Origin of the sequence: Novosphingobium taihuense (assembly GCF_007830315.1) — a bacterium.
In the GTDB taxonomy this organism is placed as follows: domain Bacteria; phylum Pseudomonadota; class Alphaproteobacteria; order Sphingomonadales; family Sphingomonadaceae; genus Novosphingobium; species Novosphingobium taihuense.
On record NZ_VLKJ01000001.1, the window covers coordinates 1002804 to 1027944 of the forward strand.

Below are 25141 nucleotides of genomic sequence, written 5' to 3' on the forward strand. Positions count from 1 at the left end.
TGCATCTTGGAGAGGATGTGGAAGAGGGCTCCGGTGACGGGGCCCTCTTCTGTTTGGGCCTTGTGACCCTTTATTGGTTTTCCGAGATCTCGCCGGCCGGCAGCAGTGCCGCCAGAGCGCGAGCGACATTTCCGATCGTGTAGGGCTTTTGCACCACGGGCCGTGCCCGGTGAACGTCAGGAAACTTTGCCTGTTCTCCGTATCCCGTCGCAAAAATGAAGGGGATGTCGAGCTGATGAAGAACATCGGCGATAGGAAAGCTCGTGCCGATGCCAAGGTTGATATCGAGCATGGCGACCGTCGGCGGCGCAGTGTCGATGAGATCAAGTGCGGCGTCTACCGAACCCGCCGTGACGATCTCTTGGGCACCAAGGCGCGACACGATATCTTCGGCATCCAGAGCGATAATCAGGCTGTCCTCGACCAGCAGCACACGCTGTCCGGCAAGAAGATTCATCGGCGGCTCTTCGGCGTGACCGGGGCCCGACTTGGGGAAATGGATCGTGCGCGACGCTCCTGAAGCTTCGGCGACGTGCCGCTTGGGAATCAGCAGGTCGGCTTCGAACCCTCCTATGGCAAAACGGACATGGGCTTCGCCGCCAAGATCGTAGGGCACCGAACGCTGGATGATCGTGGTGCCAAAGCCCTTGCGCTTGGGTTGCTTGACAGGGGGCCCGCCGATCTCGCGCCATTGCACGCACAGATCGCCCTTTGCCGTGAACGACCAGGTGATCGAAACGTGGCCATCGGGCAGCGAAAGGCTACCGTACTTGTTCGAGTTGGTGACCAATTCATGCAGCACGAGCGCCAGCGTTGTATAGGCAAGCGGGTTCAGCATGACCGGCTCGCCGCTGCTGCGGATGCGCGTGGCATCGACCATGAAGGCGGCCGCTTCGGCATCGATCAGCGATTGCAGCGGGGCCGGTCCCCAGTGATCCTCGGTGATCTGGTTGTGCGCGCGGGCGAGAGCATGGATGCGCCCGTCGATCAGCTTGACGAAGGAAGACAGCGCCGGGTCGCTTGCCTGTGACTGGCGGATGAGGCCGCGGATGAGGCCAAGGATGTTGCGAACGCGGTGGTTGAGCTCTGCGATCAGCAGTTCCTGCCGCTCGCCTGCCTGCTGGCGTTCGGCCGTGGCTTCGTCCGATAGCCGCAGCACCACTTCGATGAGGGTTGCGCGCAAGGTTTCAGCCACGCGCAGCTCTGAGGTCGTGAAGGGTTGCGATTTACCCCGGACAAGTTCCTTCCATTCGGCAAAGCTCTGGCGCGGGGTAAGGCGCGGGCCGTTCGGGCCATATTCCACCGGCTTGTGCGGATCGCCCGCCCAGCGCACCGAGCGGACCATTTCCGACCGGAACAGCACGACGTAATCGCGCGGTGAACGGGAAATCGGAATGGCGAGCAGCCCTGCGGCCTTGTCGGAAAAGTGCTCTGCATCCGGCACCAGCGAACCGATATTGTCGGTGGCGTAGACTTTCCCCGCCGCGGTTGCGTTGAGCGCCCGCACGATACGGCGGAAATCCTCTGTCGGCGGGCACTGCCCCGAAAAGGCATAGCCTCCCGATAGCCAGACGCCGACGCCGTCTGCCGGGATCGCATGAGTGAGGATATCTGCCAGCCAGTCAGGATCGCGCAGCAGGGCTTCATCGGATGCCACGGCACCGAGCAACTGGTCCGAAATGTCGCGGGCGCGGCGCTCGTATTCGACGGTAGCCTGCCGCTCGCGGCTTTCCAGCCTCATGCAGAACATCTGGGCGAAGAGTTCGGCGACGGCGCGACGTTCGAAGTTCGGGTTGTTGGCTGAATAATGATGGCAGGCGAACAGGCCCCAGAGCTTCCCATCGACGATGATCGAGATGGACAGCGAGGCATCGACGCCCATGTTCTTGAGATATTCGATGTGGATCGGCGATACCGAACGCAGCAGCGAAAGCGACATGTCGAGCGGGGCGCCGTTCTCGTCGAGCGCGGGGTGGATCGGGACCGGCTTGGCGTGAACATCGCCGATGACGCGCAGCATGTTGCGCAGGTACAGCTGACGCGCCTGCACAGGGATGTCGGTGGCTGGATAGTGCAGGCCGAGGAACTGGCCGATACCCGGGCGGCAGGCCTCGGCCACGACTTCGCCCGAGCCATCGGCGGCAAAGCGATAGACCATGACCCGGTCGAACTGGATCAACGCTCGGATCTGGCGGGCGCCTTCGCGATAGAAAGCGGTCATGCTCTGGCATTGATCGAGGCGGGCGAACATGGAACGGACGATGCTGGTGACATCGCCGAGATGGCCACGCGATGGCTCTGCCTCGATCACGATCTGGCGGCCGCTGTAATGGATGGCGACGTCGAAATTTCCTTTGCCATCCACCAGCGGCACGTCGAACATCCGCTCGACCGAGTCGGGCCCACGGAGCATCGTGGTTCGGTTGCGCAGGTCGTGGACAGCCTGTGGCGTGAACACCTGATCGAGCGACTGTCCGAGGACGTCGTCCACCGTGCGACCGATGAACTCGGGCAGGTTGACCGATGCCCGCGCGACCATCCAGTCGCTGGTCAGGGCGAGCAGAAAGCCGCTGGGCTGGATGGTGCCAAGAATGTGGATCGGTTCACGATCGCAATTGGTCAGATCGACCGCGTAGTCAGTACTCAAGGACACAGCCTCCAGCTTGTGCCAGTGCCGCTTCTTCGAAGAGACGGAACACCTTGCGTGCAGAGGCCAGGGCAGAAGCCTTGTCATCCGGGGAAATGAGCTTGCGGTCGAGAAGGTCGACCAAGGTCCGCCAGCGCAATGACGCTGAATCGCCGAGGAAACGGCGAGGTAGATCTTCCGGCACACGCCGCGCGAGCATTGCCCCGCCAAGCCGCGAGCCCTCGATCACGTAGAGTGCACCAAGCACTTCTGCAGTCGAGGAGAACGTGAGAGCGGGCTGCTTCGCGAGGGGGAAGTCTGCGCCGAGATCGGACAGATCGGATTTGAGCAGGTGCGAACGCTGCCTGGCCGGCCAGTCGCCGAGGATCTGCCCTGCCCCCGCTTCGTCGAGGGACGTTTCGAGCGAGGCTAACGCGCTTGCCTGAGCCAGCAGAAACAAACGGTAATCATCACGATGGGCAAGGTCAAACTGGCCAAAGGCTTCGTCGACACGATCGTGGTCTGCACGTGTTTGTTCGCGAAGGAACATGCGGGCCGGTTGCCCGGAAGTAACAGAAATATCCAACGCGCCACCGACCAAACAAGACTTGCATCAAGCCCCAAAATGCACATCATTGCGAAAAGTTTCTGCGGTGACCGCACAATTTCGACGTCGCGTGCAGTTTTTGAGCCTGACTTTTCAGCAAGGCGCTGAATTTCCTGCCTTAAAGAACATACGTCATTCGACGCGTATACCTGCGGCGAGATCCTCCCATAGTGCCTCCCGAATAGCGGGGTTTTGACCCTGCTTGTGTCGTGCGTTCCGGAGTGTGGCAGATGGCAGGTGTACGCGTTGGCAATCGGATCATCGGGGCGGATGCACCGGTAACCGTCGGGTGGGAGAACCTGCCCAAGGTTGAGGGCGGCGCGTTCAAGCGGGCGTTCTTCACCTGGTTCCAGCCGGTTACCTTCTTCGGCTTCCTGCTGTTCTGGTACTACGCGCCCAACGAGTGGGCGGTGGCTTCCACCGGCATCGCGATCGGCATCGTGTTCAAGCTGGTGCTGCTGGGGCTGGAGTGGGTCAATCCCCGGCACCGTTCATGGCAACTGACGTGGAAGGAACTGGTGACCGACCTGTTCTATGTTGGCCTTGGCTATACCGTGCTGCGGATTGTCGACCAGTTCATCGGGTCTGACGCGATCATCGGCATGGTGCAGAACAACTTCGATCTGGCCAAGGTGGCGTGGTTTACCGGGCTGCCGCTGCTGCTGCAGGCATTCCTGATCTCGTTCATCTTCGATTTCGGGCAGTACTGGATGCACCGGGGCATGCACAACTGGTACCCGCTGTGGCTGACCCACGCGCCGCACCACTACATCACGCAGCTCAACATCAACAAGGGCGCGGTGGGCAATCCGGTGGAGCTGTTCCTGATCGGCCTTGGCATCGGCGGGTTCTTCGACTTCCTGCCGCGCGCGTTCCTGCTGGCGGGCACTTTTGGCCTGGCGGTGAGCACCTACCAGCACATCAACACGCGCTTCAACACGCCGCGCTGGTGGCGCTTCCTGTTCAACACGACCGAGCATCACAGCGTCCACCACTCTCAGGACTACGAAGCCACGCGCAGCAACTATGCTGGCACCTGGATCGTGATCGACCGCATGTTCGGCACCTGCGTGGATGGCGAGGCGGAGCTGCTGGGCATGGAAGGCGGGCGCCGCATGCACATTCGCGAAGTGATGCACTATCCCTTCACCGAGGCTTGGAAGACGATAAAGGCGAAGCTCGGGCGCGGCGCGAGCATGCCCGAGACGGCGGTTCCTGCGGAATGAGCGGAACCGCGATTGCATCACCCTGGACGCAACCGGTGAGCCCGGAGAAGCCTCGCGTGAACCTGCGCTTCATCGACTGGATCTGGACGGTGCGCGATGAAGTGCCGGTGCCCGAAGGCCTGAGCACCGCTGAAGCGCTGGAGCGGGTCGCGCCGGTGCTGGACGAGCCGGACACGCAGTACCAGCGCGATGGCGAGGGACTGCGCTACACCAAGGGATCGCCCGCCGCGCAGGACCCGCTTTCGGTGTTCGAGAAGGGATCGCTGCGGGTGGAGGATACGGCGGGCGGGATGGTGCTGCGCTACCGTCTGGTCAGCCGGTTCATGCTGTTCTGCTTCATCCTGCCGCTGGTGTTCGTGGGCTTTGGCCAGTTGACGCTGGCCGTGGCCGAATACCAGAAGGCGCAGGCCGAGGCGAAAGAGAAGGCCGAGGGTGCCAAGAAGGACGAGAAGAAGAAGGACGAACCGGTCCTGACGCTCAACCCCGTCGACAAGTTCCTTGGCGCGCCTGCGCCCGAAAAGCCCAAGGACGGCGAGAGCAAATCGCGCAAGCGCAAGCCTTCGGCAACGGCGGCTTATGTCTTCGCGGGGATCTTTGCGTTTCTGTACCTTGTGGGGCGGTTTCTGGAACCGTGGCTGGTGCGGCGGACGTTTCGGCGGAAGTTGGCCGGTGAGGGTTAGGCTGGGGAGCTTGATCAACGTCCGCTGTGTGGCAATTTTGCGAAGGTGCTGAATTGGGGCAGGAGCGGCATTCAAGCCGATCAAAATTGGACGCCTACTTCACATTACCCCGCTCCAACGCGGGCCTTGCACATCGCCATCACGGTATCCCGTTCCGTCGTCACACCCGGTGATGCTGTGGCCAAAGGCACGGACCAAAGTCCTCACCGAATCGATTCCTCCATAGGGATAAGAGTGCGGATCAAGTTCAAACCGCGCGCGCCCTTGCGTAAGTTTTCGAACCCCAACCAACTCGTATTCACCGTCCAAAATAGCATCGATCATTGAGCCGAAATCCCAAGGCGGTGTAGGCATTTCGGGGCTGTGGCGATCAGGCAGTGGGGTAGAGAACCAGAACTCATTCCAGAGTTCCCTTTCTGCTTCGCTAGGCCACCAAAATTCCGCGAGATCCGAGACAGTGAAAAGGCGTAGCCAGAAATTCTCATCCCGAATGCCGTCGCCGTTTTTCTGCTTCCGCAATTGACCAGCAACAGTCGCCAAGCGGTTAAATGCAGCGTCGTCAGAGATTACGAATTCGACAAATGCCAATTGCTGCGTGCGGGTCATCTCCTTCTTGTGATGGATTGAAAGATTGTCCGCAATGGCGTCGTGCGCTGACGAGCAGCTTTTGTCGAAAACACTCCGATAGCGGACGTTCTCGGTTCGCCTGCGCCAACGGCTGCCTTCGGTGCCGGATACGAAATGTGGACGAGCGGGCATGGGGGGGCGACGAAGGGCTGGCGCCTTCGTCGGTTCGCTTGGCCCTAACCCTTCACCCACCGCGCGGCAAAAAATCCGTCGATGCCGCCTTGTTCGGCCAGCATGCCGGGATCGGAGCGGAAGCGGCCGTTGGTGGCGGTGAGAGTTGCGGGCAGTTCGGAGTCGGTGATGGGGGCGGGCGTCAGTTTGTCGAAGGCAAGGGCCTGAATTTCGCCCTCCTCGCGCTCCAGCGAGCAGACCGCATAGACCAGCGTGCCGCCCGGCGCGAGCCAGGTGGCGGCGCGTTCGAGCATGGCGGATTGCAGGGCGGTCAGCTCGGCAAGGTGGGCCTGACGGTGGAGCACATCAGGATGGCGGCGGCAGGTGCCGGTGGCGCTGCAGGGGGCATCGAGCAGGATGGCATCGAACTGGCCTTCGGGCTGCCAGTTCAGGGCATCGGCGACGACGACTTCAGCGGTGAGGCCGCTGCGCTTGAGGTTTTCGGCAAGGCGCTCGGTCCGGCGGGCGGACTTGTCGAGCGCGGTGACGTCCCACCCGGCGGCGGCGAGTTGCAGGGTCTTGCCGCCCGGCGCGGCGCAGAGATCGAGCGCGCGGCGGCCCTTGCCCTCGCCCAGCAGGCGCGCGGGCACGCTGGCGGCGAGGTCCTGCACCCACCATGCCCCTTCGCTGAAGCCGTCGAGCGCTTCGATGGCACCGGCGCGGGCGAGGCGGACGTGGCCGGGGGCGAGCGACTGGCCGCCGAGGCGTTCGGCCCATGCCTCGGTCTGTGAGGGATCGCGCAAGGTGAGGTCAAGCGGGGGCGGGACGGCAAGGCCCTGGGCAATCGCATCCAGCCGTTCGGGCCATGCAACCTGCCAGCGCGCGGCGACGGCGGGCGGAAGCGTGGGAGCCTCGGGCAGTTTTGCGCCGCTTTTGGTGACGGCGGAGAAAACGCCATGGGCCAAGCGGCGCGGGCCGCCGGTCAGCAGCGGCAGGCCTGTGGCGACGATGGCGTGGCCGGGCAGGTTCAGGCGCAGGGCCTGTGCCAGCATCAGGCGCAGGACCGAGCGGACCTTGGCATCTTCGGGCAGGGCCTGCTTCGTCGCGCCATCGATCAGGGCATCGAGATCGGCCATCCAGCGCAGCGATTCCTGCACGATGGCCAGGGCAAGCGCACGGTCATCGCCGCGTTCGATGGCGCGCAGCACCGGGGGCGCGGCCTGATCGAGCGGATCGCCACGGTGCAGCACGGCATCGAGCAGGCGCAGCGCGGCGCGGCGGGCGGGGACGCCGGGGACTTCATCGGCAGGTGTGGAACGGGCCATAACGGTGAGCCTATCGGCGCTTGTGCCCCAATATGCAATTGCAGTTCGGCCTGAGACGCGCCATCTGCAAGAGCATGGAAAAGCCCACTCCCCGTGCGACGAAGCGCCCCGCGGACTTCACCCCGCCCGCGCACTGGACCAACGACCCCGCCCCTGCGCCCAAGGCCATCGAGCGCGGCGACGACCCGGACGGGATCGACCCCACCCGCTTCGGCGATTGGGAAAAGAACGGGATCGCGATTGATTTCTGAGGGGTGAGCTTCAGCCCTCGATCACCTTGGCCTCAGGGTGGTGCTTGTCGAGGTGGGCTCGCAGGATCTTGAGGTTGCGGGAGTTGGAGCGGAAAAAGAGGTCGAAGGCGTCGCCGACCAGCGGCACGGCGCCGAGCGCGGTGTCGAAGGCGACGTTTGCACCCATGCGCCAAAGCTTCCACCTGGGCAGACCGAGGTTGCGCGCTTCCCAGACGATGTAGGCGCCCATTGCGGCGGTCAGCACGTCACCCAGCACCGGCACGAGGCCAGCGATGGCATCGAGGCCGACGTCGCGGCGGATGCCGGGGATGGTGAAGCTGCGTTCAAGCACGCGTTCGAGCATCTCCACGCGCTGGCGCACCGAGGCGGCATCGTTGCCGAGGCCCGGCAGTTCGGGGCGCAGGCGCTGCGGGCGAGCGGCGTGGGAAGTCTGGTTCATTCCCCTTATCTGGGGAGCCATGCCATCGGCGGCAAGGGATGCCAGCCCCACGGGTTGGCAGCAAAGCCCGGCGTGCCGCTACGGACCATCGACCAGCGCAACGGACGGGCGATGGGAATGAAGCCGTTGGCCGACGTGACCTCGGCCTCGGCCTCTGACAGGAGAGCGGCGCGGGCGGCGGGATCGGCGGACTTGCGCGCTTCGGCCACGCGCTCGTCCCCTACCGGGCTGCAGACAGATTTCTGCACTGTGCAGGAGAGCTGATTGAGGAACCACGTGGCGCGTCCATAGCGCGCGGCCACGTCAATAAGGCGCAGGTCTGCGCGGTCCCGCTCGCCAACGCGGCGGATCGAGAGGCCGATGCGCGCGAAATCGACCTGCAACTGGTCGAACACGCGGGCAGATCCGGGCCCGCCGGGCATCGCGATGTTGAGCGTGGGAATGCCCCTGCCCCCGCTCTTCCACGCAGCCACGCGCGCTGCGGCTTGGGTCTGACGTTCATCCATCGACATGCCCTGCCAGCGTTCGCCGATGGTGCCGAGATCATCCTCGACATCAGGCGAGACCACGCGGGTGGTGGGTTGCCAGCCGCCGATGTTGAAGCGGCCGATCAGGGCATCGCGGTCAATCGCCATGGCCAGCGCCTCGCGGTTGGCGGAGGCGCCGAGGAAGCCTTGCGTGCTGTCGACCATCAGGCCGAACAGGCCGATCACCGGATCGAGCTGGACGTTGCCGCGGGTGAGTCCGATCGAGCCTGCCAGCGGGATGGTATCGATCCGCCCTCCGAGCAGGACATCGGCATAGCCATCGTTGAAACGGGTGACGGCCTTGTCGGGCGTGGTAAAGGTGATTGCAAGTTTGCGGGCGCGGCGGGTGAAATCTGGCTGCTTGGGCAGGCCGCGCTGTTCGGGCGGGATCAGGGTGAAGACCTGCGCACCTTCCTCGTCACTCCCGCGAACCATCGGGCCAGTGCCCTTGCCGCGCCAGGTGAGAGCTAATTCAGGCTGGGCAAGCAGGGTGAGCAGTTCGGGCACGGGGGCGGACAGATCGATCTCGATCACGCGGTCGGCCATGACGCGGACCTCGTCGATCGCGGCGAGATCGAGACCCAGCGCCCTGCCGTTGAGGCCCGCGATGGTCTTGCGCAGGGCAGCGGCGGCGGCATCGGCAGTGATGCGCTTGCCATCGGGCCAGGTGCCATCGCGCAGGCGGAAGATGTAGCTCTGGCCATTGTCGGTGACGATCCAGCGGTCTGCCAAGGCGGGGACGACGCGGCCCTGCTCGTCAAAGCCGACAAGCCCTTCGTGGGTTGCCGAGCGGACAAGCTGGGCTGCAGGAGAAAGGCGCAGGCCCTGTTCCTTGAGTGCGCCGGAATCGCCCATGACCGCGATCTCGAGCGTGCCATCACGCGACTTGCCGCAAGCGCAGAGCGCGAGAGTCATGGCTGCAATGACGGCAGAACGCAGGGACATCGTGGGAGCCTAGGCCAGCAGGCCCCGTGCGTCCAGAAGGTCAGATCTTGCGGAGCGGCCCGACTTGCGTGGCAATGGGTGGCTTGACGAAGCGCGGCGTGGATGCGCCCGTGCCGACCGGTGCGCGGGCCAGCTTGGGATCGACTTCCTCGATGAAGGCGATGCCAAAGCGATTGTCCTGAATCCAGGCTACGACGCCATCAACCCAGCCGATGTTGCGCAGGTTGACCTCAACCGGGGTGCCGCGAAGCACCTTCATCCCGCCTTCGGCCATCATGCCGCCAGCCGAGAGGTTGCGCACTTTCACGCGATGCTCTGCCTCGGACCCCGACAGGCGCACTTCCGCCATCAGGAACAGGCTGTCGCGCCCCAATTGCCGATGGTCGGTGCTTGTCACCAAAGGTCCTGCCGTTCCCGAGTTAGTCAACGCCAGCGGAGGCTTCCGCACCCGCGTGAACGGGCATAGCGCTTGTTCGTCGATTCTTCCTAAACGGGCAAGGTAAACAAGGAATTAGCGCGCAGCTGCGTTAACCTGATTGTTATGCTTGGGGGGCTGCTCGGAGGCAGCCCAACCCATCACATGTCGCGCGAGATTTTTTCCCTGCGTTCATGCGCTTCCTGCGCTTCGACCGTCATCGTCGCGATCGGACGGGCGATCAGGCGGCCAAGGCCGATCGGTTCGCCAGTCACTTCGCAGTAACCATATTCACCTTCATCGATCCGGCGCATGGCGGAATCGATCTTGGCGATCAGCTTGCGCTGGCGATCGCGGGTCCGCAGTTCGATGCCCCAGTCGGTCTCGCTCGACGCGCGGTCGTTGAGGTCAGGTTCGCGAATCGGGCCGTCCTGCAGCGCCGACAAGGTGCCGGCGGCGGCAGAGAGGATCGACTTCTTCCATTCAAGCAGCAGGCGCCGGAAATAATCCTGCTGCGCCTCGTTCATGTAGGGTTCGCTGTCACTCGGCACATAATCACCTGGCAGGGCGCGTCGCGCTTTTGCCAGAACGTCAATCTCGTCACTCAAGACCCCAGCCATTCGGCCCTCCGCATAACAAGCTATCCGCCCCTCCCGGCCTGCATCTTCCCCTTCTCAGGCGCGCAAGCTCTTGTCTTGGCGCGCCTATAGGATTGGCCTGTGACGGGCACAAGCACTTAGGCGGTTATGATGCATTAATGACGACTGAAGCGTGAGCGCGCGCACAGGGTTTTCCCAAACTGTTTCATAGGAAAACGGTTTCGTTTCGGCGTTAACCATTTGTTGACCAAGATCGTTGACCTTTGTCTCTGTCGGAAGTCCGGGAGTTCGGGCTTCCCGAAGGGGGTAAACGGTTATGGGACAAGCCTGGATCAAGCTGGTCGCGGACGAAGCCGCACCGATCACTGAATCGCATGATGTTGCTGACATGCTGGTGGCAACGTGTCTGGCGGCCGCAGCGAATGGTGACAGCAATGCGCTGTTCGATCTGGGCGTGGCCTATTCGACCGGCAGCCACGGCGTCGACTGCGACCTGATCGAAGCGCACAAGTGGTTCAATCTTGCCGCTGTTGGCGGGCATGACGAAGCGGCACAGTGCCGTGCGGATGTGGCAGACGAAATGACCGCACGCGAGATTGCCGAGGCCCAGCGCCGGGCGCGTGAGTGGCTGCGGAGCGGTCGGGCGGCGGCTTGATAGCGGCGTAGTTATCCAAACTCTGCCTTTATGCGCGCGATCCTGTGCATGCGTTCGTGCAGCACAGCGACAATTGCGATCTCGCCGTCGGCTTGCTCAGTCCAATAAACGTAATGCCGTTCGTGACGGCAGAACCAGCCTTTCACGCCAAGTTCTGCAGGTATCGACTTCCAGATGACCCGCCGTTCCGCGATTGCTGCGAACTTTTCGAACAGATCGCGAATGTACTTTTCCGCCTGCTCGACGCTCCACACATCACGCGTGTAGACAAAAATCTCGTCGAGCCGTGCCGCTGCAGAGGGTTCTATGCGGTAACGGGTCACTTTGACCGACTGTTCCGTTCGATAATGTCTTCGGCAGATAAGAGCACATAGTCCGCCTCAGGGGTTGCAAAGGCGCGCTGGAGTTCCGCCTTGAGCCGGGCGACATCCTCCCGCTCCACTCGCTCCATGTCCTTCCTGATCAGATCGCGAACGTATTCGCTGACATTTTCGAAAGTGCCGGACTCTCCGACGTTGGCAGCTACGAACTCGCCAAGGGCACCACTGACGCGGACGTTAAGGCTGACTGATTTTCCCATGCGCGCACCTCAGCGTGTCGAGATATTCTCGCATATTGTTTACATGGCGGAATGCGCGTGGGCAAGCATCACCCCTTCCTGAACGGCGTCCTCGTGCCCAGTACCATCTGATCCTGCGCCACCCCTGCCCGTTCGCGCTCCAGAAAGTCAGCCACGGCGCTGCGGAAGTTCGGGTCGGCGATGTAGTGGGCAGAGAGGGTCTGGACGGGTTCGTACCCCCTTGCCAGCTTGTGGCCGCCTTGAGCGCCCGCTTCCACCCGTGACAGGCCCAGTGCGATGGCTGCGTCTATCGCCTGATAGTAGCACAGTTCGAAGTGGAGGAAGGGCTTATCCACCACTGCGCCCCAGTACCGACCGTAAAGAGCGTCCCTTCCGATGAAGTTGAGCGCCCCTGCCACCGGTTCATCTCCGTCGAAGGCGAGGACGAGGAGCACCTTGTCGGCCATGCGCTCGCCGATCAGGTCGAAGGCGGCGCGGGTCAGGTAAGGGCGGCCCCATTTGCGCATCCCCGTGTCCTGGTAGAAAACCCAGAAGGCATCCCAATGTTCGGGAAGGATGGCATCCCCCGTCAATTGGCGGATCTCGACGCCGTCCTGCGCCTTGGCGCGTTCCTTGCGCAGGTTCTTGCGTTTTTCGGAACTGAGAGCCCCCAGGAAATCGGCGAAGCTTTCGTAGCCTCGGTTTTCCCAGTGGAACTGGATGTCGGAGCGGGGGAGCCATCCGGCCTGTTCGAACAGGGGCAGTTGTCCGGGTTCGATGAAGGTGGCGTGGGCCGAAGAGAGCCCGTTGTTGTCGCACAGCTGTTCCGCGGCGCGCAGGAGCGGGATCGCAAGGTCCGGGCGGTCTCCGAGCAGCAGGCGGGGGCCTGTCGCGGGCGTGAACGGCGCTGCGATCTGCAGCTTGGGGTAATAGTTGCCCCCTGCCCTTTGCCAAGCATCCGCCCACGAATGGTCGAATACATATTCGCCCTGGCTGTGGCTTTTGAGATAGGCGGGGAGTGCGGCGGCGGGTCTCCCGTCTCCGCCCTCGATCACGATGGGCAGCGGCGACCAACCGGAGCGACCGCCGACAGAACCCGAGTCCTCGAGCAGCTTGAGGAAAGCGTGGGATACGAAAGGGTTGCCGTCGCCTGCCAGCCGGTCCCAGTCCTCGGGGGCGATTTCCGAGACGGACTTGTGAATGCGCGCGGTATAGGTCACGCGAGGGTCATGCCCCGACGCCTGCGCCCTCGGCAATAGGTCCATCGGCACAGTCCGCCGCGCGGGTAGCGAGTTCAGCAGAGCGGACGGTCCATGTCAGCACGGGGAAGCCGCGCTTGCGCTGGGCGGCGGTAAACTTGCTCGGCAGATCGCGAATGTCCCACGCGAGGAACTGCGGGCGGGCCTGCCAGAAGGCGAGATGCAGCTTCAGCGTGGCTGGCAGTGTGCGCTTGCCCTCCTCGGTCACGACGAGACCATGGACGATGTGCGGCGAATGGCGGGCAAACCAGCGGCTTACGCGGGGATCGAAGCTCATCACTGCAACCGGGCCGCGATAGCCTTCGAGCGCGCGACGCACGGCGAGGCACAAAGGGGCGACGCGGATTTCGCGCTTGGATTTCAGCTCGATCAGCAGCGGGGCGCGGCCTGCGACCTGATCGAGGAAAGCTCGCAGGGTGGGTATGCAATCGGTGCTGCCGGAGAGCTGAATCCTGGCCAGCGCATCGGCTCGGCGTTCGATCACCGGGCCGGTTTCAGCGGTCAACCGATCGAGGTCCCAATCGTGGAAGACGACCGCGTGTCCGTCTGCCGTGCGCTGGACGTCGCATTCGATACCCATGCCGCGCTCGATTGCGAGGGCGAAAGCGGTGGGGGAGTTTTCCGGCACACTGTTCCCGTGCAGGCCACGATGGGCGTAACTCACGCCCCGCAGCCAGCCGACCCGCGCCTGATCGGGCGCGGGGACGAGCCAGCGATCAAGCAGGGCGAACAGCAATGACAGCATCGACTTCCACCGCAGCGCCCAAGGGCAGGACTGGCACACCGACCGCGCTGCGGGCATGCTTCCCGGAATCTCCGAACGCCGCTGCCATCAACTCGGAGGCACCGTTGGCGACCTTGGGCTGGTCAGTAAAATCGCCGGTCGAACTGATGAACGCACCGAGCTTCACCACCCGCTCGACGCGATCAAGCGAGCCCAAAGCGGCCTTGACCTGCGCGAGGATCATCAACCCGCAGGCCTGTGCGGCAGCGGCGCCCTGTTCCAGGCTGACATCTTCGCCAAGACGGCCGGTGACAAGCTTGCCATCGATGAAGGGCAACTGGCCCGAGACGTGGAGGAGGCCATTCGCTTCGACCGTCGGCACGTAGGCTGCAACGGGTGCGGCGGCCTGCGGCAGAGTGTGCCCGAGTGCGGCCAGCCTTGCTTCAACGGAATCGGTCACGCGTCTTCTCCATGTATTTGTTCCAGAATCCACGGCAGCGCCGCTTCCCAATCGTCGATGCGGGCGTGGGCGTGGCCGGCCTGGTGGGCACAATCGATATGCGGGGCGAGCAGCGGTTCGCCGCACAAGTGCAGGCGGATCACGTCCGGCGTCAATTGCGAGACCGAATCGTGGTGCTGCGGCAGGTCGTCGATGAACAGGGCGCGCGACGGGTTGTACTCGTCAAGGATCGCCTTGAGCGCGGGGCCCTTGGGTCCCTGATTGGTGAAGACGCGGGCATTGATACCGACATCGGCCAACTGGCGCGCACGGGTTTCGCGGCGATGGTCGTTGAGGTTGGTCAGGATCACCACGTCGGCGTCCTTGCCGATGGCGTTGATCCCGGCAACCGCTCCGGCGATGGCCTGCTGGCGATACATCTCGGTATCGAAGAACTTGTTGAGCAGGCTCCATATCTGTTCGGGCGGAACAAGACTGCCGTCCTTGGCATAACGCATGGCCTTGGAGAAATCGGCGTTGTCCATCTTGAAGGTGACGCCCTGGCTCTCGCCCAGCCAGTCACGGAAGGGGGCGACCATGTGCAGCAGCACCTCGTCGCAATCGCTGACGATCAGGGGGCGGCTACTCATGACAGTTCCTTCCGGGCGGCAACAATGGTCTCGGGCGAGATGTCGAGCGCGAAGGCCGCGTTGACAAGGTCTGCCTCATGGTTGGCAAGAAAATCGAGGACGGCGCCGAGCATGGCCGGATCGCCCAGCCGCTCGCGCAATTCGTCGGGCGTGAGGCCGGTGAGCGCCAGGAACCGCTCGGCGCGGTCACCGTCGGACAGGACCCAGCCCAATGCCTGCAGCGCCAGCGCTGCAGGATCGACGGGGGAGGAAGGCTCGCGGATGATTGTCAGGGCCTTTCACGGGCAATAAGGGTGGCGCCGGAAGCTTTCGGAAACAGGCGTGTCAGTGGCAAAAAGAATTCTGGTTGTCGAGGACAACGACCTCAACCGCAAGCTGTTCTGCGACCTGTTGCGCGCCAAGGGCTTCGAGGTGGAGCCGGTGGCTGACGGGCGCGAGGCTATCGAGAAAACGCGCCTGTTTATGCCACAACTGGTGGTGATGGACATCCAGTTGCCGAACATCTCGGGCATCGACCTGATCGAGGCGATCAAGGCCGACGAGGAGCTGAAGGCGATTCCGATCCTTGCCGTGACTGCCTATGCCGGAAAGGGCGACGAGGAGACGATCCGCGCGGCGGGTGCCGAGGGCTATCTCGCCAAGCCGGTTTCGATCGGGCCGTTCATGGCGGCGGTGAACGCGCTGGTGTGAAGCCTTACATCGCAGCGGCAACACTGTTGGCGTGTTCAATTACGAATGTCACGACCGTCAGGCAGAGGCCTGCCATGAAACTCTTGTAGGCGTAAGCGAGGTATTTGTACTTCTTGCGCTGGAGCACCTGTCCGTTCTGGTAAATGTCATGGAGCATGGTGCGGAACACGGTTTCGTCGGCGTGCAGTTCCGACAGAATGGAGTTCGTCCATTCGTCTTCATCCATGTGGGTGAAATAGCCGAAGAACAGCTTGTTTGGCTTGCCATCGTTCAGCTTTGCGGACTTTGGATTGCTGACAGAGGGCAGCACCGCGAAGACCGCACACATTGCCGAAATGAAGGCAAACAGCGCCAGTACCCCCAGCGACCACGGCATCGCCCCACTCTTGGCCTGCCCCACGGCGATGGTGAACACTAGGAACGTTGCGCCCATCAGGATCGAGGCCTTGGCGTCCGCCATCTGGCTCAAGGTCAGGTTGATCTGCTGCGAAGTGCGCACCAGATGGATCGCGTGGTTGGAATAGCCCGAGGGCGATGGCAGCGATGGCGCCGCCAAAGGGCGTTCAGGCTGCGTTTCGTTGTCTGCCACGATCTCCCCTCCCGGAATGCTGTTTTCTCTGTAAACCGGGGATGACACAGGGGGGACGCGCTTGACAAGCGGGGGCAATGGCCGCTTTTCCGCCTTAATCGTCTGGCAGGGGCCAAAGTGAAGCATTGGGCCCTTGCGCCTTGGAGAAGAAATTGATGGATCGCGCCGCAACCGCCGAGAAAATCGCCGAACTGATCGAACCCTTCAACAAGAAGGGCATCACGGTCACCGAAGCGACCACTTTTGCCGGTGATCTCGAATGGGACAGCCTGACCGTGATGGACTTCGTCGCGGCCATCGAGGACGACTTCGACATCATCATCAGCATGAACCAGCAGGCCGAAATCGAGACCTATGGCCAGCTGATCGACGCGGTGACGAAGCTTCAGGGATAAGCCCATGACGGACCTGTTTTCGAAATTCGACCCTCTGATCGAACAGCGCCGCGCTCTGCTGGCAGGCGGGGTCGAAGACCCGTTCAATCTGGTGATGGAGCGAGTGATCAGCCCCACGGTTGCCGTATGCAACGGGCGCGAGACGATCCTGCTCGGCACGTATAACTACATGGGCATGACCTTCGACCCGGACGTGATCGCTTCGGGCAAGCAGGCATTGGACGATTTCGGTTCGGGCACCACCGGTAGCCGCGTGCTTAACGGCACTTACGCAGGACATCGCGCCTGCGAGGAAGCGCTCAAGGAATTCTACGGCATGGACCATGCCATGGTGTTCTCGACCGGATACCAGGCGAATCTCGGCATCATCAGCACGATCGCCGGCAAGGGCGATTACATCATCCTCGACATCGACAGCCACGCCTCGATCTGGGACGGCTGCAAGATGGGCGATGCTGAAGTGGTGCCGTTCAAGCACAACGACATCGAGGCGATGGAAAAGCGCCTGAAGCGCGTGCCTGAGGGCGCGGGCAAGCTGGTCGTGCTCGAAGGCGTCTATTCGATGCTGGGCGATATCGCCCCGCTCAAGGAAATGATCCGCATCGCCAAGGAAAACGGCGCGATGGTGCTGGTCGACGAGGCGCACTCGATGGGCTTCATCGGCCCCAACGGGCGCGGCGTGGCCGAGGACCAGGGCTGCCTCGAGGACGTGGACTTCGTGATCGGTACGTTCTCCAAGTCTGTCGGAACGGTGGGCGGATTCTGCGTTTCCAACCATCCGAAGTTCGAGATCATGCGACTGGTGTGCCGTCCCTACGTGTTCACCGCCTCGCTTCCGCCAAGCGTGGTGCACACCGCTGCCACGTCGATCCGCAAGCTGATGCATGCTGGCAACAAGCGCGCGCATCTGTGGGAGAATTCCAAGACCCTGCACAAGGGCCTGCGCGACAAGGGCTTTCAGCTTGGCACAAGCGAAGCGCAGAGCGCGATCATCGCGGTGATCATGCCCGATCTGGAGCGTGGCGCGGCGATGTGGGAAGCGCTTCTGCACGAAGGCCTCTACGTGAACCTTGCGCGTCCACCGGCAACACCTGCGGGCATGACGCTGCTGCGCTGCTCGCTTTGCGCCGAACATTCGGCCGATCAGGTGCAGACGATCATCGGAATGTTTGAACGCGCCGGAAAGGCCGTGGGGATCATCTGATGCGGTTGGCGCTTGCGATCCTTCTGACCTTGGCTGCAACGCCTGCGATGGCCCAGAACCGGGCCGCAGCGCCCACCTTCCCGCCACCCTCGCCCCCGGTGCAGCCGCCGGGCGATGGCATGATCGAGAAGCCCTGCCCGACCGAGCCTGGCCTGTGGTTCGGGCACCCTTACGTCCGTCAATATGACTGGGCGTGGGAATGCCGCTATTCCGAAGCGGACAAGCGGCTCGCGCAGGCACCGCGCGTGGTGTTCATCGGCGATTCGATCACGGAGAACTGGGTGGGTCTTGCGCCTTCGCTGTTCGTTTCCGGAGCGGTGGGTCGGGGGATCAGCGGGCAGACCAGCCCGCAGATTCTCGTGCGGTTCTATCAGGACGTGGTGCGACTGCGGCCAAAGGTCGTGCACATCATGATCGGCACCAACGATCTGGCCGGAAACACCGGGCCTAACAGTGCCGAGATGTACACCAACCATGTCGCAGCCATGGTCGACATGGCCAAGGCAAACGGCATCGGCGTGGTGATCGGCAGCATCCTTCCGGCGGCGAAATTCCCGTGGAAGCCGAAGCTATCTCCCGCAAGACAGGTGGTGGCTCTGAACACCTGGCTCAAGGACTATGCCAAGGCGCGCGGAGCGGTCTTTGCCGATTACCATTCGGCACTGGTCAATGCCGAAGGCGGGATGAATCCCGACATCGCGCCAGACGGTATCCACCCCAATGCCAAGGGCTATGCGGTGATGGAGCCCATCGCCAAGGCGGCAATCGCGCAGGCCGAGAAGCTGATCGCCAGGAAGCCCTGAGGATTTACTCGGGCGCCTGCCGCTCCAGCCAGCGTGCGCGGATGGCGTCGGAGCCTTCACGGCTCCCGTCGTGACTCCAACCGGGTGCCCGGACCAGATACGACAGTTTGTGTCGTAGCGGGGCGCGCCAGAAATCGGCGAGCATCCCGCGCCATTCGTGGAACGCGGCGTGGAGCAGATGAAAGCTGCCGAGCTGCTTGACGATGCCGTAGCGGATCGGAAGATCGTCACGCTCGCGCTGAAAGGTACCGAACAGGCGGTCCCACACGATCAGCGCTCCGGCATAGTTGCGATCGAGGTAGAGCGGGTTCGTGGCGTGGTGGACGCGGTGGTGCGAAGGTGTGTTGAACACAGCCTCGAACCAGCGCGGCATGCGGCCGACCGCCTCGGTGTGTATCCAGAACTGGTAGATGAGGTTCGCCCCACCGACCGTGACAAGCATCGCGGGATGGAACCCGAGAAGCGCGGGCCAGATGCGAAATACGAACGACAGTGCGAAGAAGCCGGTCCAGGTCTGCCGCAGCGCGGTCGACAGATTGTAGTGCTGGCTCGAGTGATGGTTGACGTGGCTCGCCCAGAACCAGCGCACGCGATGGCCAGTGCGGTGCGCCCAGTAGTAGTTGAAATCGTCGAGCACGAAGCAAACGATCCAAGCCCACCACACGTTCGGGACGGTGAGCACGCGATGCTCGTAGAGCCACATCGCCGCAGCGAAGACCACGCCAGCGGTCAGCGCACCTGCCACAGTGCTGCCGAGGCCAAGGGCGAGACTGGTGAGCGTGTCACGCGGCTCGTACTTATCAGGCGCGCGCCGGGCGGCCCAGATCATCTCGGCAAGCACGAGGATCACGAAGAACGGGACGGCATAAGTGACGACGTCGATGGGCTTCATGCCGGTGTCCCCAGGCGCCGCAGGCTGGCGGCCCAGACCTGGGCCTGCTCACCAAGATCGAGCGTGATAGTGCCGAAACGGCGATCGTCGGTGGTGATGGTGAGGAAGCGACCGTCCAGCCGCACACCGGCATGGCTGGTCAGCTCGCGCGCGGCGAAGTGGCTGCCGTGATGGCGGATCAGCAGCACGCGGTTGTCAGCATCGCGGACGAGAGCACCAATACCGGCCCGATCAACCACCACGGCCTCCGGATCGAACCCGCAGATCGCATCCTCGGCTAGGGCGCAGGCCTCTTCAGGACCGGCAATGCGTGGATCTCCGCCGAGGTTCATCCGGCGGGCGAGCCATGCCAGCACAAGGATCGCAACGAGCGAACCAAGCACCTGCAAGGCCTTCGCGACAGCCGGATTCGCCATAATCTGGGCCAGGTCAAAGCCCGAACTTGCCGTCACTTCTGGGTGCCCCCCTGCGCAGTCTTCAACCCGCCTGCGCGGCCAGCATGTCGACCGTGGCGCGGATCGGACTGATATCATATCCCGCTCCGGCAGCCTTGGCGGCGATCTCGTCAGGGCTGATGCCGGAGCGTGCCTGCGCGAGTGCCCAGAGCAGGGTTGAGCGGGTGCCGGAACGACAATAGGCAAGGACCGGCTTGTCGCCTGCCTTCGCCAGAGCCTGCTGCATCGCTTCGACTTGCGGCATCGAGAACCCTGCGTGGCTGACCGGAATGGCGACATAGTCGATCCCGGCAGCGCGAGCGGCAGCTTCGATGTCGGCCCCGGGCGTCTGATCGTCCGATTCGCCTTCCGGGCGATTGTTCACGATGAGCCCTATGCCGAGCGCCTTCGCATAGGCCACTTCAGCCTCGCCGATCTGGGGGCTGGCGAATGTCTTCTCGTCGATCTTGCGAAACATGGGGCCGCCTCCTGTTTGTCCGGGTGTCCAAAAACACCGAGTCCTGAACCGCATGGCAGGACCATGCCAGCTGTCGATCCAAGTTCTGCCTAATGGGCAAGAGCGGCGCAATAGCGCTCAAATCGGCACAAAAGCCACAGTTTTCGGGACGAAATGTGGCGGTCTTGTCGATTCCGTTAGCGGTCGCGTTTTTTTGCTCTATAGTCTCGCCCGCAAAGGAGTGGCCCGGCGCCGTGAAGCCCGGAACCGATTCCTACGTCGCGCCGCCGGTTCCCGCGTCCGGCCAGCGGTGCCGTGAAGGTTGGGGCGGATTGAAGGTCTATTGATTTCTATGGGTTTTGACAGAGGGCGGCGCGGTCGCGGCAGAGACAAGCGCGACGGATTCGGCGACGAAGGCGGTTTTGATCCCTACGGCGGCGGTGGCGGCTTTGGCGGCGGCGGTTTTGGTGACCGTGGCGGCTTCGGTGGCGGTGACCGTTTCGGCGGTGGCGGCGGTCGTGGCGGCTTTGGTGGCGGCGATCGCGGTGGCTTCGGCGGTGGTGACCGTGGCGGCTTCGGCGGCGGTGATCGCGGTGGCTTCGGCGGCGGCGGTGCCCGTGGCGGCGGTGGCGGCTTCGGCGGCGGTCGTGGCGGCGGCGGCGGCATGCCCGCCCAGGTTGTCGGCACCGGCAAGGGCGTCGTCAAGTTCTTCAACGGCCAGAAGGGCTTCGGCTTTATCTCGCGCGAAGACGGTGGTGAGGACGTGTTCGTCCACATCAGCGCCGTGGAACGCGCAGGTCTCGAAGGCCTGGCCGAAGGCCAGACGCTCGAATTCAACCTCGTCGATCGCGGCGGCAAGATTTCGGCTGCAGACCTTCAGGTTGTCGGCGATGTCATCCCCGTGGCTTCGAAGCCTGCAGCGCCGCAGCGTGAGCTGACCGGCGAGAAGGCTACCGGAACGGTCAAGTTCTTCAACGCGATGAAGGGCTTCGGCTTCATCACGCGTGACGATGGCCAGCCGGACGCGTTCGTGCACATCAGTGCCGTCGAACGTTCGGGCCTGCGCGAGCTGAATGAAGGCGACAAGCTGGAATTCGACCTCGAGGTCGATCGACGAGGCAAGCACTCGGCGGTCAACCTGGTGCCGATTCAGGGTTGATCCCGATTGCATCGCTTCCGGTAGTCTGACCGGCAGCCTGCAACCACATACGCGCACAAATGGCGGTCCCCAAGGTCCTTGAACGGACTGACGGGGCCGCCATTTGTCGTTTGTCGATTCCCCTTTTCCCATTCGGGCTGCGTAGTATTATTGCGCTATTCCGTAACTTTCGAAACTGACAGGAGAGCACTATGTCGATCACCCCGCTGATGCCCGTGTACCCCCGGTGCGGCGTGCGTCCGGTGCGAGGCGAACATTGCCACCTGATCTCCGAGGACGGCACCCGCTACCTCGATTTCGCCAGCGGCATCGCGGTGAACCTGCTCGGCCATTCGAACGAGCACCTGATCGGTGCCATCCAACGCCAAGCGGCGACGCTGATGCACGTGTCGAATCTCTACGGCAGCCCGCAGGGTGAGCATCTGGCGCAGCGGCTGGTTGACCTGACCTTTGCCGACACAGTGTTCTTCACCAATTCCGGCGCGGAAGCGGTGGAGTGCGCGATCAAGACTGCGCGCGCCTATCACTCGGCCGTGGGCAATGACCACAAGTACGAGCTGATCACCTTCAAGAACGCCTTCCATGGCCGCACGATGGCCACGATCAGCGCCTCCAACCAGGAGAAGATGCACAAGGGCTTCCTGCCCCTGCTCGAAGGCTTCAAGTACGTCGATTTCGACGATCTTGAAGGTGCGAAGGCAGCAATGGGTCCCAACACGGCGGGATTCCTCGTCGAGCCGATCCAGGGCGAAGGCGGCATCCGCGATGCCTCGGACGAGTTCCTGAAGGGCCTGCGGGCGTTGTGCGACGAGCATGACCTCGTGCTGATCTTCGACGAAGTGCAGTGCGGCGTGGCGCGCACCGGCACGCTCTATGCCTACGAACAGTACGGCATCACGCCCGACGTCATGGCCACTGCCAAGGGCATCGGCGGCGGCTTCCCGATGGGCGCATGCCTTGCCACCGAAAAGGCAGCACGCGGCATGGTCGCCGGCACGCACGGCAGCACTTATGGCGGCAACCCGCTGGCCATGGCGGCAGGAGAAGCTGTGCTCAACGTGGTGGCCAATGAGGAATTCCTGAGTGAAGTGCGCGCCAAGGGTGAGCGGCTGCGCGGGCGCATCGAGCAGTTCATCGGCAACTACCCCGACATGTTCATCGGCGTGCGCGGGCGCGGCCTGATGCTGGGGCTGATGATGAAGGTGGAGCCGCGTCCCTTCGTGGCGCACATGCGCGACAACCACCAGTTGCTGACCGTTTCGGCCGGTGACAACACCGTGCGCGTGATCCCGCCGCTGGTGATCGACGACAGCCACATCGACGAATTCATGGAGCGGCTCTCGGCCGCTGCTGCAAGCTACGCGCCGGAGGCGCCGGTCACGTGACACAGAGGCATTTTCTCAACCTGACCGACGCAGGCGGCGATGCCGTCGCTGCGATGCTGAACGACGCCATCGACCGGAAGGCAGCGCGTGTCGGTCTGCCCAAGGGCCAGCCGGACGCAGACGCGCCACTAGCCGGGCGCGTGCTTGCCATGGTGTTCGAGAAGAACTCGACCCGCACGCGCGTTTCTTTCGACGTTGCGATGCGCCAACTGGGCGGCTCAGCATTGATTCTCGATGCCGGCACGACCCAGCTTGGCCGCGGCGAGACCATTGCCGACACCGCGCGGGTTTTGAGCCGCATGGTCGATGCGATCATGCTGCGAACCGACGACCATGCAAAGGTCGAGGAACTGGCCCGCTATGCCAGTGTTCCGGTGATCAATGGGCTTACCGACCTTTCGCACCCCTGCCAGATCATGGCGGATCTCCTGACCGTGATCGAGCATGGCAAGGCTCTTCCCGGGCTTGAGGTCGCATGGCTTGGCGATGGCAACAACGTGCTCAATTCGATCGTCGAAGCAGCGGGCCTGATGAAGTTCAATGTCCGTATCGGCGTGCCCGAAGGCTACGAAAGCGATGCGCGGATGGTTGAGGCTGCGCAGCTTGCCGGGGCGAATATTCGAATTGTCCGCGATCCGGTCGAGGCAGTGCGCGGGGCTGACGTCGTCGTCACCGACACGTGGATATCGATGGGACAGGCCCATGCCGAGGCAAAACTAGCCGCGATGGAGCCCTATCAGGTGAATGAGGCGCTCATGGCGCACGCGAAGGGGGATGCCCTGTTCCTTCACTGCCTGCCCGCCCACCGCGGCGAGGAAGTGACCGATGCGGTCATCGACGGGCCGCGCTCGGTGGTGTGGGACGAGGCGGAGAACCGCATTCACGCCCAGAAGTCGGTCCTGCGCTGGGCTTTCGGCCAGATCTGAAGGAAATGGCAGACGTGAACGATCAGGCCCCTTCCACCGGTTTCGACCAGGTGATGCACTTCACCCTGCCCGACAGGAATGCGCGCGGGCGTGCAGTGCGGCTGGGGCCGGTGCTGGACACCATCCTTTCCGCCCATGCCTATCCAGCACCGATCCGACACTTGCTTGCCGAGGCACTGGTGATCACCGCGCTGCTCGGATCACTGCTCAAGGATCAGGAAGGCCAGTTGACCCTGCAGGCGCAGACGCAGGATGGCGTGGTAGACCTGCTGGTCTGCGATTACCGCAACGGCGAATTGCGCGGGTATATCCGTCACGACAGGGCCCGGCTTGACGAACTCGGGCCCGTGCCGTCACTGTTCTCGCTGTTCGGCGAGGGCTATCTCGCCATCACATTCGACCTTGCCACCAGCGGGCAACGCTATCAGGGCGTGGTTTCGCTCGAAGGGTCGTCTCTGGCCGAGGCTTGCGAGAGCTACTTCTTCCAGTCCGAGCAGGTGCCCACGCTGATCCGCGTGGCTGTGGAGACCACGCCGAACGGATGCATTGCCGGCGGTCTGCTTCTGCAGCACCTCCCCGAAGGCGAGGAAGGGCGTGAGCGACTCCATGTTCAACTGGACCACCCCGAGTGGGAACACGTTTCGATCCTGGGCGGGTCTGTAAAGCAGGGAGAACTGGTCGATTCCGCGCTGGACCTTGAAACCGTGGTCTGGCGCCTGTTCCACGAAGAACCCGAAATCCGCGCCGAGACCGGCGCGTCATTGTCGCGCGGATGCCGCTGCACCGCAGATTACTATCGTGACGTGCTCTCGCGATTCGGCGCTGAGGAACGCGCCGAGATGGAGAATGAGGAGGGGCTGATCGTGGTCGATTGCGCGTTCTGTTCGCGCAAGTTCGAGATCGACGTACCCTGATCACAGCCCATCTCGTCAAATGTGACAGCGATTTTCACACTTCAACGCTCCCTTAGGGCGTTTAATCGCACGCGTGCCGGTGATATGATCGGACACAAGTGAGCAACGGCACAGACGCCGCTGCTGTTGGGTGTGAAAGAACGGCATGTTTTCAGGAGTTCGCCATCTGCGCGGCGCTGGCCGCGCCTGTGTCTTGGCCGTGATTGCGGGGGCGGGCTTCCTTGCAAGTTCCAGCCTGGCGCAGGGGCCGGCGCTGGCAATGTTGGATCGGCTCGAGCCCGGCCTGTGGGAAGTGCGCGCACGCGACGACGCCGATACCGTGCAGATCTGCGTCGATAACGGGCGCAAGCTGATCCAGGTGCGGCACCGCGGCGAAGCCTGCCGTCGCTTCGTCATCGATGATTCAGCGACGATGGTGACCGTGCAATACACCTGCCCCGCTGGCGGCTATGGCCACACGCGCGTCAGGTTCGAAAACCCGCGCCTGGCCCAGCTCGAAACGCAGGGCATCGACAATGGCCTGCCGTTCAACTTCATTGCCGAAGCGCGCCGCCTTGGTCCCTGCGGGCGCTAGGCACGCCATCCACGCGTAGTTGGCGACAGCAGCATAAAGTTACGCGCGAGACCAT

The 25141-nt window shown here is 63.2% G+C and carries 32 protein-coding genes; 13 read left to right on the forward strand and 19 right to left on the reverse strand.

The features are described 5' to 3' along the window. Positions 1-70: 70 nt before the first annotated feature. Together IQ25_RS04810 and IQ25_RS04815 are read right to left on the reverse strand one after the other, a co-directional pair. A complete protein-coding gene (locus tag IQ25_RS04810) occupies positions 71-2647 on the reverse strand; it encodes an HWE histidine kinase domain-containing protein (RefSeq protein WP_246415377.1) in 2577 nt (858 codons plus the stop codon). Continuing rightward, positions 2637-3227: a biliverdin-producing heme oxygenase gene (locus IQ25_RS04815; RefSeq protein ID WP_144902903.1), complete on the reverse strand. Its 591-nt coding sequence runs from the start codon at positions 3225-3227 to the stop codon at positions 2637-2639. Before IQ25_RS04815 ends, IQ25_RS04810 begins: the two co-directional genes overlap by 11 nt. A 236-nt stretch (positions 3228-3463) precedes the next feature. Between IQ25_RS04815 and IQ25_RS04820 the strand changes: the two genes are divergently transcribed. Together IQ25_RS04820 and IQ25_RS04825 are read left to right on the forward strand one after the other, a co-directional pair. Beyond that, complete coding sequence (locus IQ25_RS04820; protein WP_144902905.1) at positions 3464-4459, forward strand: sterol desaturase family protein; 996 nt, start codon at positions 3464-3466, stop codon at positions 4457-4459. Positions 4460-4515: 56 nt separating this feature from the next. Then, positions 4516-5139: a hypothetical protein gene (locus IQ25_RS04825; RefSeq protein WP_144902906.1), complete on the forward strand. Its 624-nt coding sequence runs from the start codon at positions 4516-4518 to the stop codon at positions 5137-5139. A 99-nt stretch (positions 5140-5238) separates the two neighbouring features. Here IQ25_RS04825 and IQ25_RS04830 read toward each other — a convergent pair whose 3' ends face one another. Then, the gene (locus tag IQ25_RS04830; protein ID WP_144902908.1) at positions 5239-5745 is read right to left on the reverse strand and encodes a hypothetical protein; all 507 of its coding nucleotides are present in this window, start codon (positions 5743-5745) and stop codon (positions 5239-5241) included. A gap of 197 nt (positions 5746-5942) precedes the next feature. Beyond that, the gene (locus IQ25_RS04835) at positions 5943-7202 is read right to left on the reverse strand and encodes an RsmB/NOP family class I SAM-dependent RNA methyltransferase (protein WP_144902910.1); all 1260 of its coding nucleotides are present in this window, start codon (positions 7200-7202) and stop codon (positions 5943-5945) included. A gap of 74 nt (positions 7203-7276) precedes the next feature. On the opposite strand from IQ25_RS04835, the gene IQ25_RS04840 reads away from it, so the two are divergent. Next, entirely contained in the window at positions 7277-7453 is a 177-nt protein-coding gene (locus IQ25_RS04840) for a DUF1674 domain-containing protein (RefSeq protein WP_144902911.1), read from the forward strand. A 10-nt stretch (positions 7454-7463) separates the two neighbouring features. Here the strand turns inward: IQ25_RS04840 and IQ25_RS04845 are convergent, their stop codons facing one another. The 4 genes from IQ25_RS04845 to dksA form a co-directional block, all read right to left on the reverse strand. Then, positions 7464-7892: a DUF4112 domain-containing protein gene (locus IQ25_RS04845; protein WP_246415376.1), complete on the reverse strand. Its 429-nt coding sequence runs from the start codon at positions 7890-7892 to the stop codon at positions 7464-7466. Positions 7893-7897: 5 nt separating this feature from the next. Further along, positions 7898-9364, reverse strand: coding sequence for an ABC transporter substrate-binding protein (locus IQ25_RS04850; RefSeq protein WP_144902915.1), 1467 nt, complete (start codon positions 9362-9364; stop codon positions 7898-7900). 40 nt (positions 9365-9404) lie between these two features. Then, positions 9405-9761: a PilZ domain-containing protein gene (locus IQ25_RS04855; protein WP_181447166.1), complete on the reverse strand. Its 357-nt coding sequence runs from the start codon at positions 9759-9761 to the stop codon at positions 9405-9407. 179 nt (positions 9762-9940) lie between these two features. After that, positions 9941-10399 carry an RNA polymerase-binding protein DksA gene (gene dksA / locus IQ25_RS04860; RefSeq protein ID WP_144902917.1) on the reverse strand — a complete coding sequence of 153 codons (459 nt, stop codon included), beginning with the start codon at positions 10397-10399 and terminating at the stop codon, positions 9941-9943. A gap of 295 nt (positions 10400-10694) precedes the next feature. On the opposite strand from dksA, the gene IQ25_RS04865 reads away from it, so the two are divergent. Beyond that, positions 10695-11033 (forward strand): SEL1-like repeat protein, encoded by a 339-nt coding sequence (locus IQ25_RS04865; protein WP_144902920.1) that lies wholly within the window; start codon positions 10695-10697, stop codon positions 11031-11033. An 11-nt stretch (positions 11034-11044) separates the two neighbouring features. Here IQ25_RS04865 and IQ25_RS04870 read toward each other — a convergent pair whose 3' ends face one another. The 7 genes from IQ25_RS04870 to IQ25_RS04900 all read right to left on the reverse strand — a co-directional run bounded on the left by IQ25_RS04870 (position 11045) and on the right by IQ25_RS04900 (position 14876). Further along, positions 11045-11356, reverse strand: coding sequence for a type II toxin-antitoxin system RelE/ParE family toxin (locus IQ25_RS04870; RefSeq protein ID WP_144902923.1), 312 nt, complete (start codon positions 11354-11356; stop codon positions 11045-11047). Beyond that, positions 11353-11613 (reverse strand): ribbon-helix-helix domain-containing protein, encoded by a 261-nt coding sequence (locus IQ25_RS04875; protein WP_144902925.1) that lies wholly within the window; start codon positions 11611-11613, stop codon positions 11353-11355. The genes IQ25_RS04870 and IQ25_RS04875 overlap by 4 nt, the downstream gene beginning before the upstream one ends. 68 nt (positions 11614-11681) lie before the next feature. Then, on the reverse strand, positions 11682-12812 hold the full coding sequence (locus IQ25_RS04880; RefSeq protein ID WP_144902928.1) for a GNAT family N-acetyltransferase: 1131 nt from the start codon (positions 12810-12812) through the stop codon (positions 11682-11684). 7 nt (positions 12813-12819) lie between these two features. Then, positions 12820-13596, reverse strand: coding sequence for a glycerophosphodiester phosphodiesterase family protein (locus tag IQ25_RS04885; protein WP_181447168.1), 777 nt, complete (start codon positions 13594-13596; stop codon positions 12820-12822). Next, on the reverse strand, positions 13568-14035 hold the full coding sequence (locus IQ25_RS04890) for a RidA family protein (protein WP_144902930.1): 468 nt from the start codon (positions 14033-14035) through the stop codon (positions 13568-13570). Before IQ25_RS04890 ends, IQ25_RS04885 begins: the two co-directional genes overlap by 29 nt. After that, positions 14032-14664: an HAD family hydrolase gene (locus IQ25_RS04895; RefSeq protein ID WP_144902933.1), complete on the reverse strand. Its 633-nt coding sequence runs from the start codon at positions 14662-14664 to the stop codon at positions 14032-14034. The genes IQ25_RS04890 and IQ25_RS04895 overlap by 4 nt, the downstream gene beginning before the upstream one ends. Continuing rightward, the gene (locus IQ25_RS04900; protein ID WP_246415375.1) at positions 14661-14876 is read right to left on the reverse strand and encodes a DUF3572 domain-containing protein; all 216 of its coding nucleotides are present in this window, start codon (positions 14874-14876) and stop codon (positions 14661-14663) included. Before IQ25_RS04900 ends, IQ25_RS04895 begins: the two co-directional genes overlap by 4 nt. Positions 14877-14991: 115 nt before the next feature. Between IQ25_RS04900 and IQ25_RS04905 the strand changes: the two genes are divergently transcribed. Then, entirely contained in the window at positions 14992-15354 is a 363-nt protein-coding gene (locus IQ25_RS04905) for a response regulator (protein ID WP_144903233.1), read from the forward strand. A 4-nt stretch (positions 15355-15358) separates the two neighbouring features. Here IQ25_RS04905 and IQ25_RS04910 read toward each other — a convergent pair whose 3' ends face one another. Beyond that, complete coding sequence (locus IQ25_RS04910) at positions 15359-15943, reverse strand: Pycsar system effector family protein (protein WP_144902939.1); 585 nt, start codon at positions 15941-15943, stop codon at positions 15359-15361. Positions 15944-16098: 155 nt separating this feature from the next. On the opposite strand from IQ25_RS04910, the gene IQ25_RS04915 reads away from it, so the two are divergent. The 3 genes from IQ25_RS04915 to IQ25_RS04925 are packed head-to-tail and all read left to right on the forward strand — an operon-like array spanning position 16099 to position 18345. After that, the gene (locus IQ25_RS04915) at positions 16099-16338 is read left to right on the forward strand and encodes an acyl carrier protein (protein ID WP_144902942.1); all 240 of its coding nucleotides are present in this window, start codon (positions 16099-16101) and stop codon (positions 16336-16338) included. A 4-nt stretch (positions 16339-16342) separates the two neighbouring features. Further along, positions 16343-17542, forward strand: a complete 1200-nt coding sequence (gene spt, locus IQ25_RS04920; RefSeq protein WP_144902945.1) for a serine palmitoyltransferase — start codon at positions 16343-16345, stop codon at positions 17540-17542. Beyond that, entirely contained in the window at positions 17542-18345 is an 804-nt protein-coding gene (locus IQ25_RS04925; RefSeq protein ID WP_144902948.1) for a GDSL-type esterase/lipase family protein, read from the forward strand. Before spt ends, IQ25_RS04925 begins: the two co-directional genes overlap by 1 nt. A gap of 4 nt (positions 18346-18349) precedes the next feature. Here the strand turns inward: IQ25_RS04925 and IQ25_RS04930 are convergent, their stop codons facing one another. The 3 genes from IQ25_RS04930 to IQ25_RS04940 are packed head-to-tail and all read right to left on the reverse strand — an operon-like array spanning position 18350 to position 20149. Further along, complete coding sequence (locus IQ25_RS04930) at positions 18350-19237, reverse strand: sterol desaturase family protein (RefSeq protein ID WP_144902952.1); 888 nt, start codon at positions 19235-19237, stop codon at positions 18350-18352. Beyond that, positions 19234-19689, reverse strand: coding sequence for an NUDIX hydrolase (locus IQ25_RS04935; protein WP_258536945.1), 456 nt, complete (start codon positions 19687-19689; stop codon positions 19234-19236). The genes IQ25_RS04930 and IQ25_RS04935 overlap by 4 nt, the downstream gene beginning before the upstream one ends. A gap of 25 nt (positions 19690-19714) precedes the next feature. Continuing rightward, positions 19715-20149, reverse strand: a complete 435-nt coding sequence (locus tag IQ25_RS04940) for a TIGR01244 family sulfur transferase (protein WP_144902955.1) — start codon at positions 20147-20149, stop codon at positions 19715-19717. Positions 20150-20480: 331 nt separating this feature from the next. Between IQ25_RS04940 and IQ25_RS21425 the strand changes: the two genes are divergently transcribed. The 5 genes from IQ25_RS21425 (at position 20481) to IQ25_RS04965 (ending at position 25086) form a co-directional block, all read left to right on the forward strand. Continuing rightward, entirely contained in the window at positions 20481-21287 is an 807-nt protein-coding gene (locus IQ25_RS21425; protein ID WP_144902958.1) for a cold-shock protein, read from the forward strand. Between the two features lie 191 nt (positions 21288-21478). Further along, positions 21479-22672, forward strand: coding sequence for an aspartate aminotransferase family protein (locus tag IQ25_RS04950; protein WP_144902960.1), 1194 nt, complete (start codon positions 21479-21481; stop codon positions 22670-22672). Then, positions 22669-23598: an ornithine carbamoyltransferase gene (gene argF / locus IQ25_RS04955; RefSeq protein WP_144902963.1), complete on the forward strand. Its 930-nt coding sequence runs from the start codon at positions 22669-22671 to the stop codon at positions 23596-23598. The genes IQ25_RS04950 and argF overlap by 4 nt, the downstream gene beginning before the upstream one ends. A 53-nt stretch (positions 23599-23651) precedes the next feature. Further along, positions 23652-24512 carry an Hsp33 family molecular chaperone HslO gene (hslO, locus tag IQ25_RS04960; protein ID WP_407070583.1) on the forward strand — a complete coding sequence of 287 codons (861 nt, stop codon included), beginning with the start codon at positions 23652-23654 and terminating at the stop codon, positions 24510-24512. A 145-nt stretch (positions 24513-24657) separates the two neighbouring features. Then, on the forward strand, positions 24658-25086 hold the full coding sequence (locus IQ25_RS04965) for a DUF3617 domain-containing protein (RefSeq protein WP_144902966.1): 429 nt from the start codon (positions 24658-24660) through the stop codon (positions 25084-25086). Positions 25087-25141 lie beyond the last annotated feature (55 nt).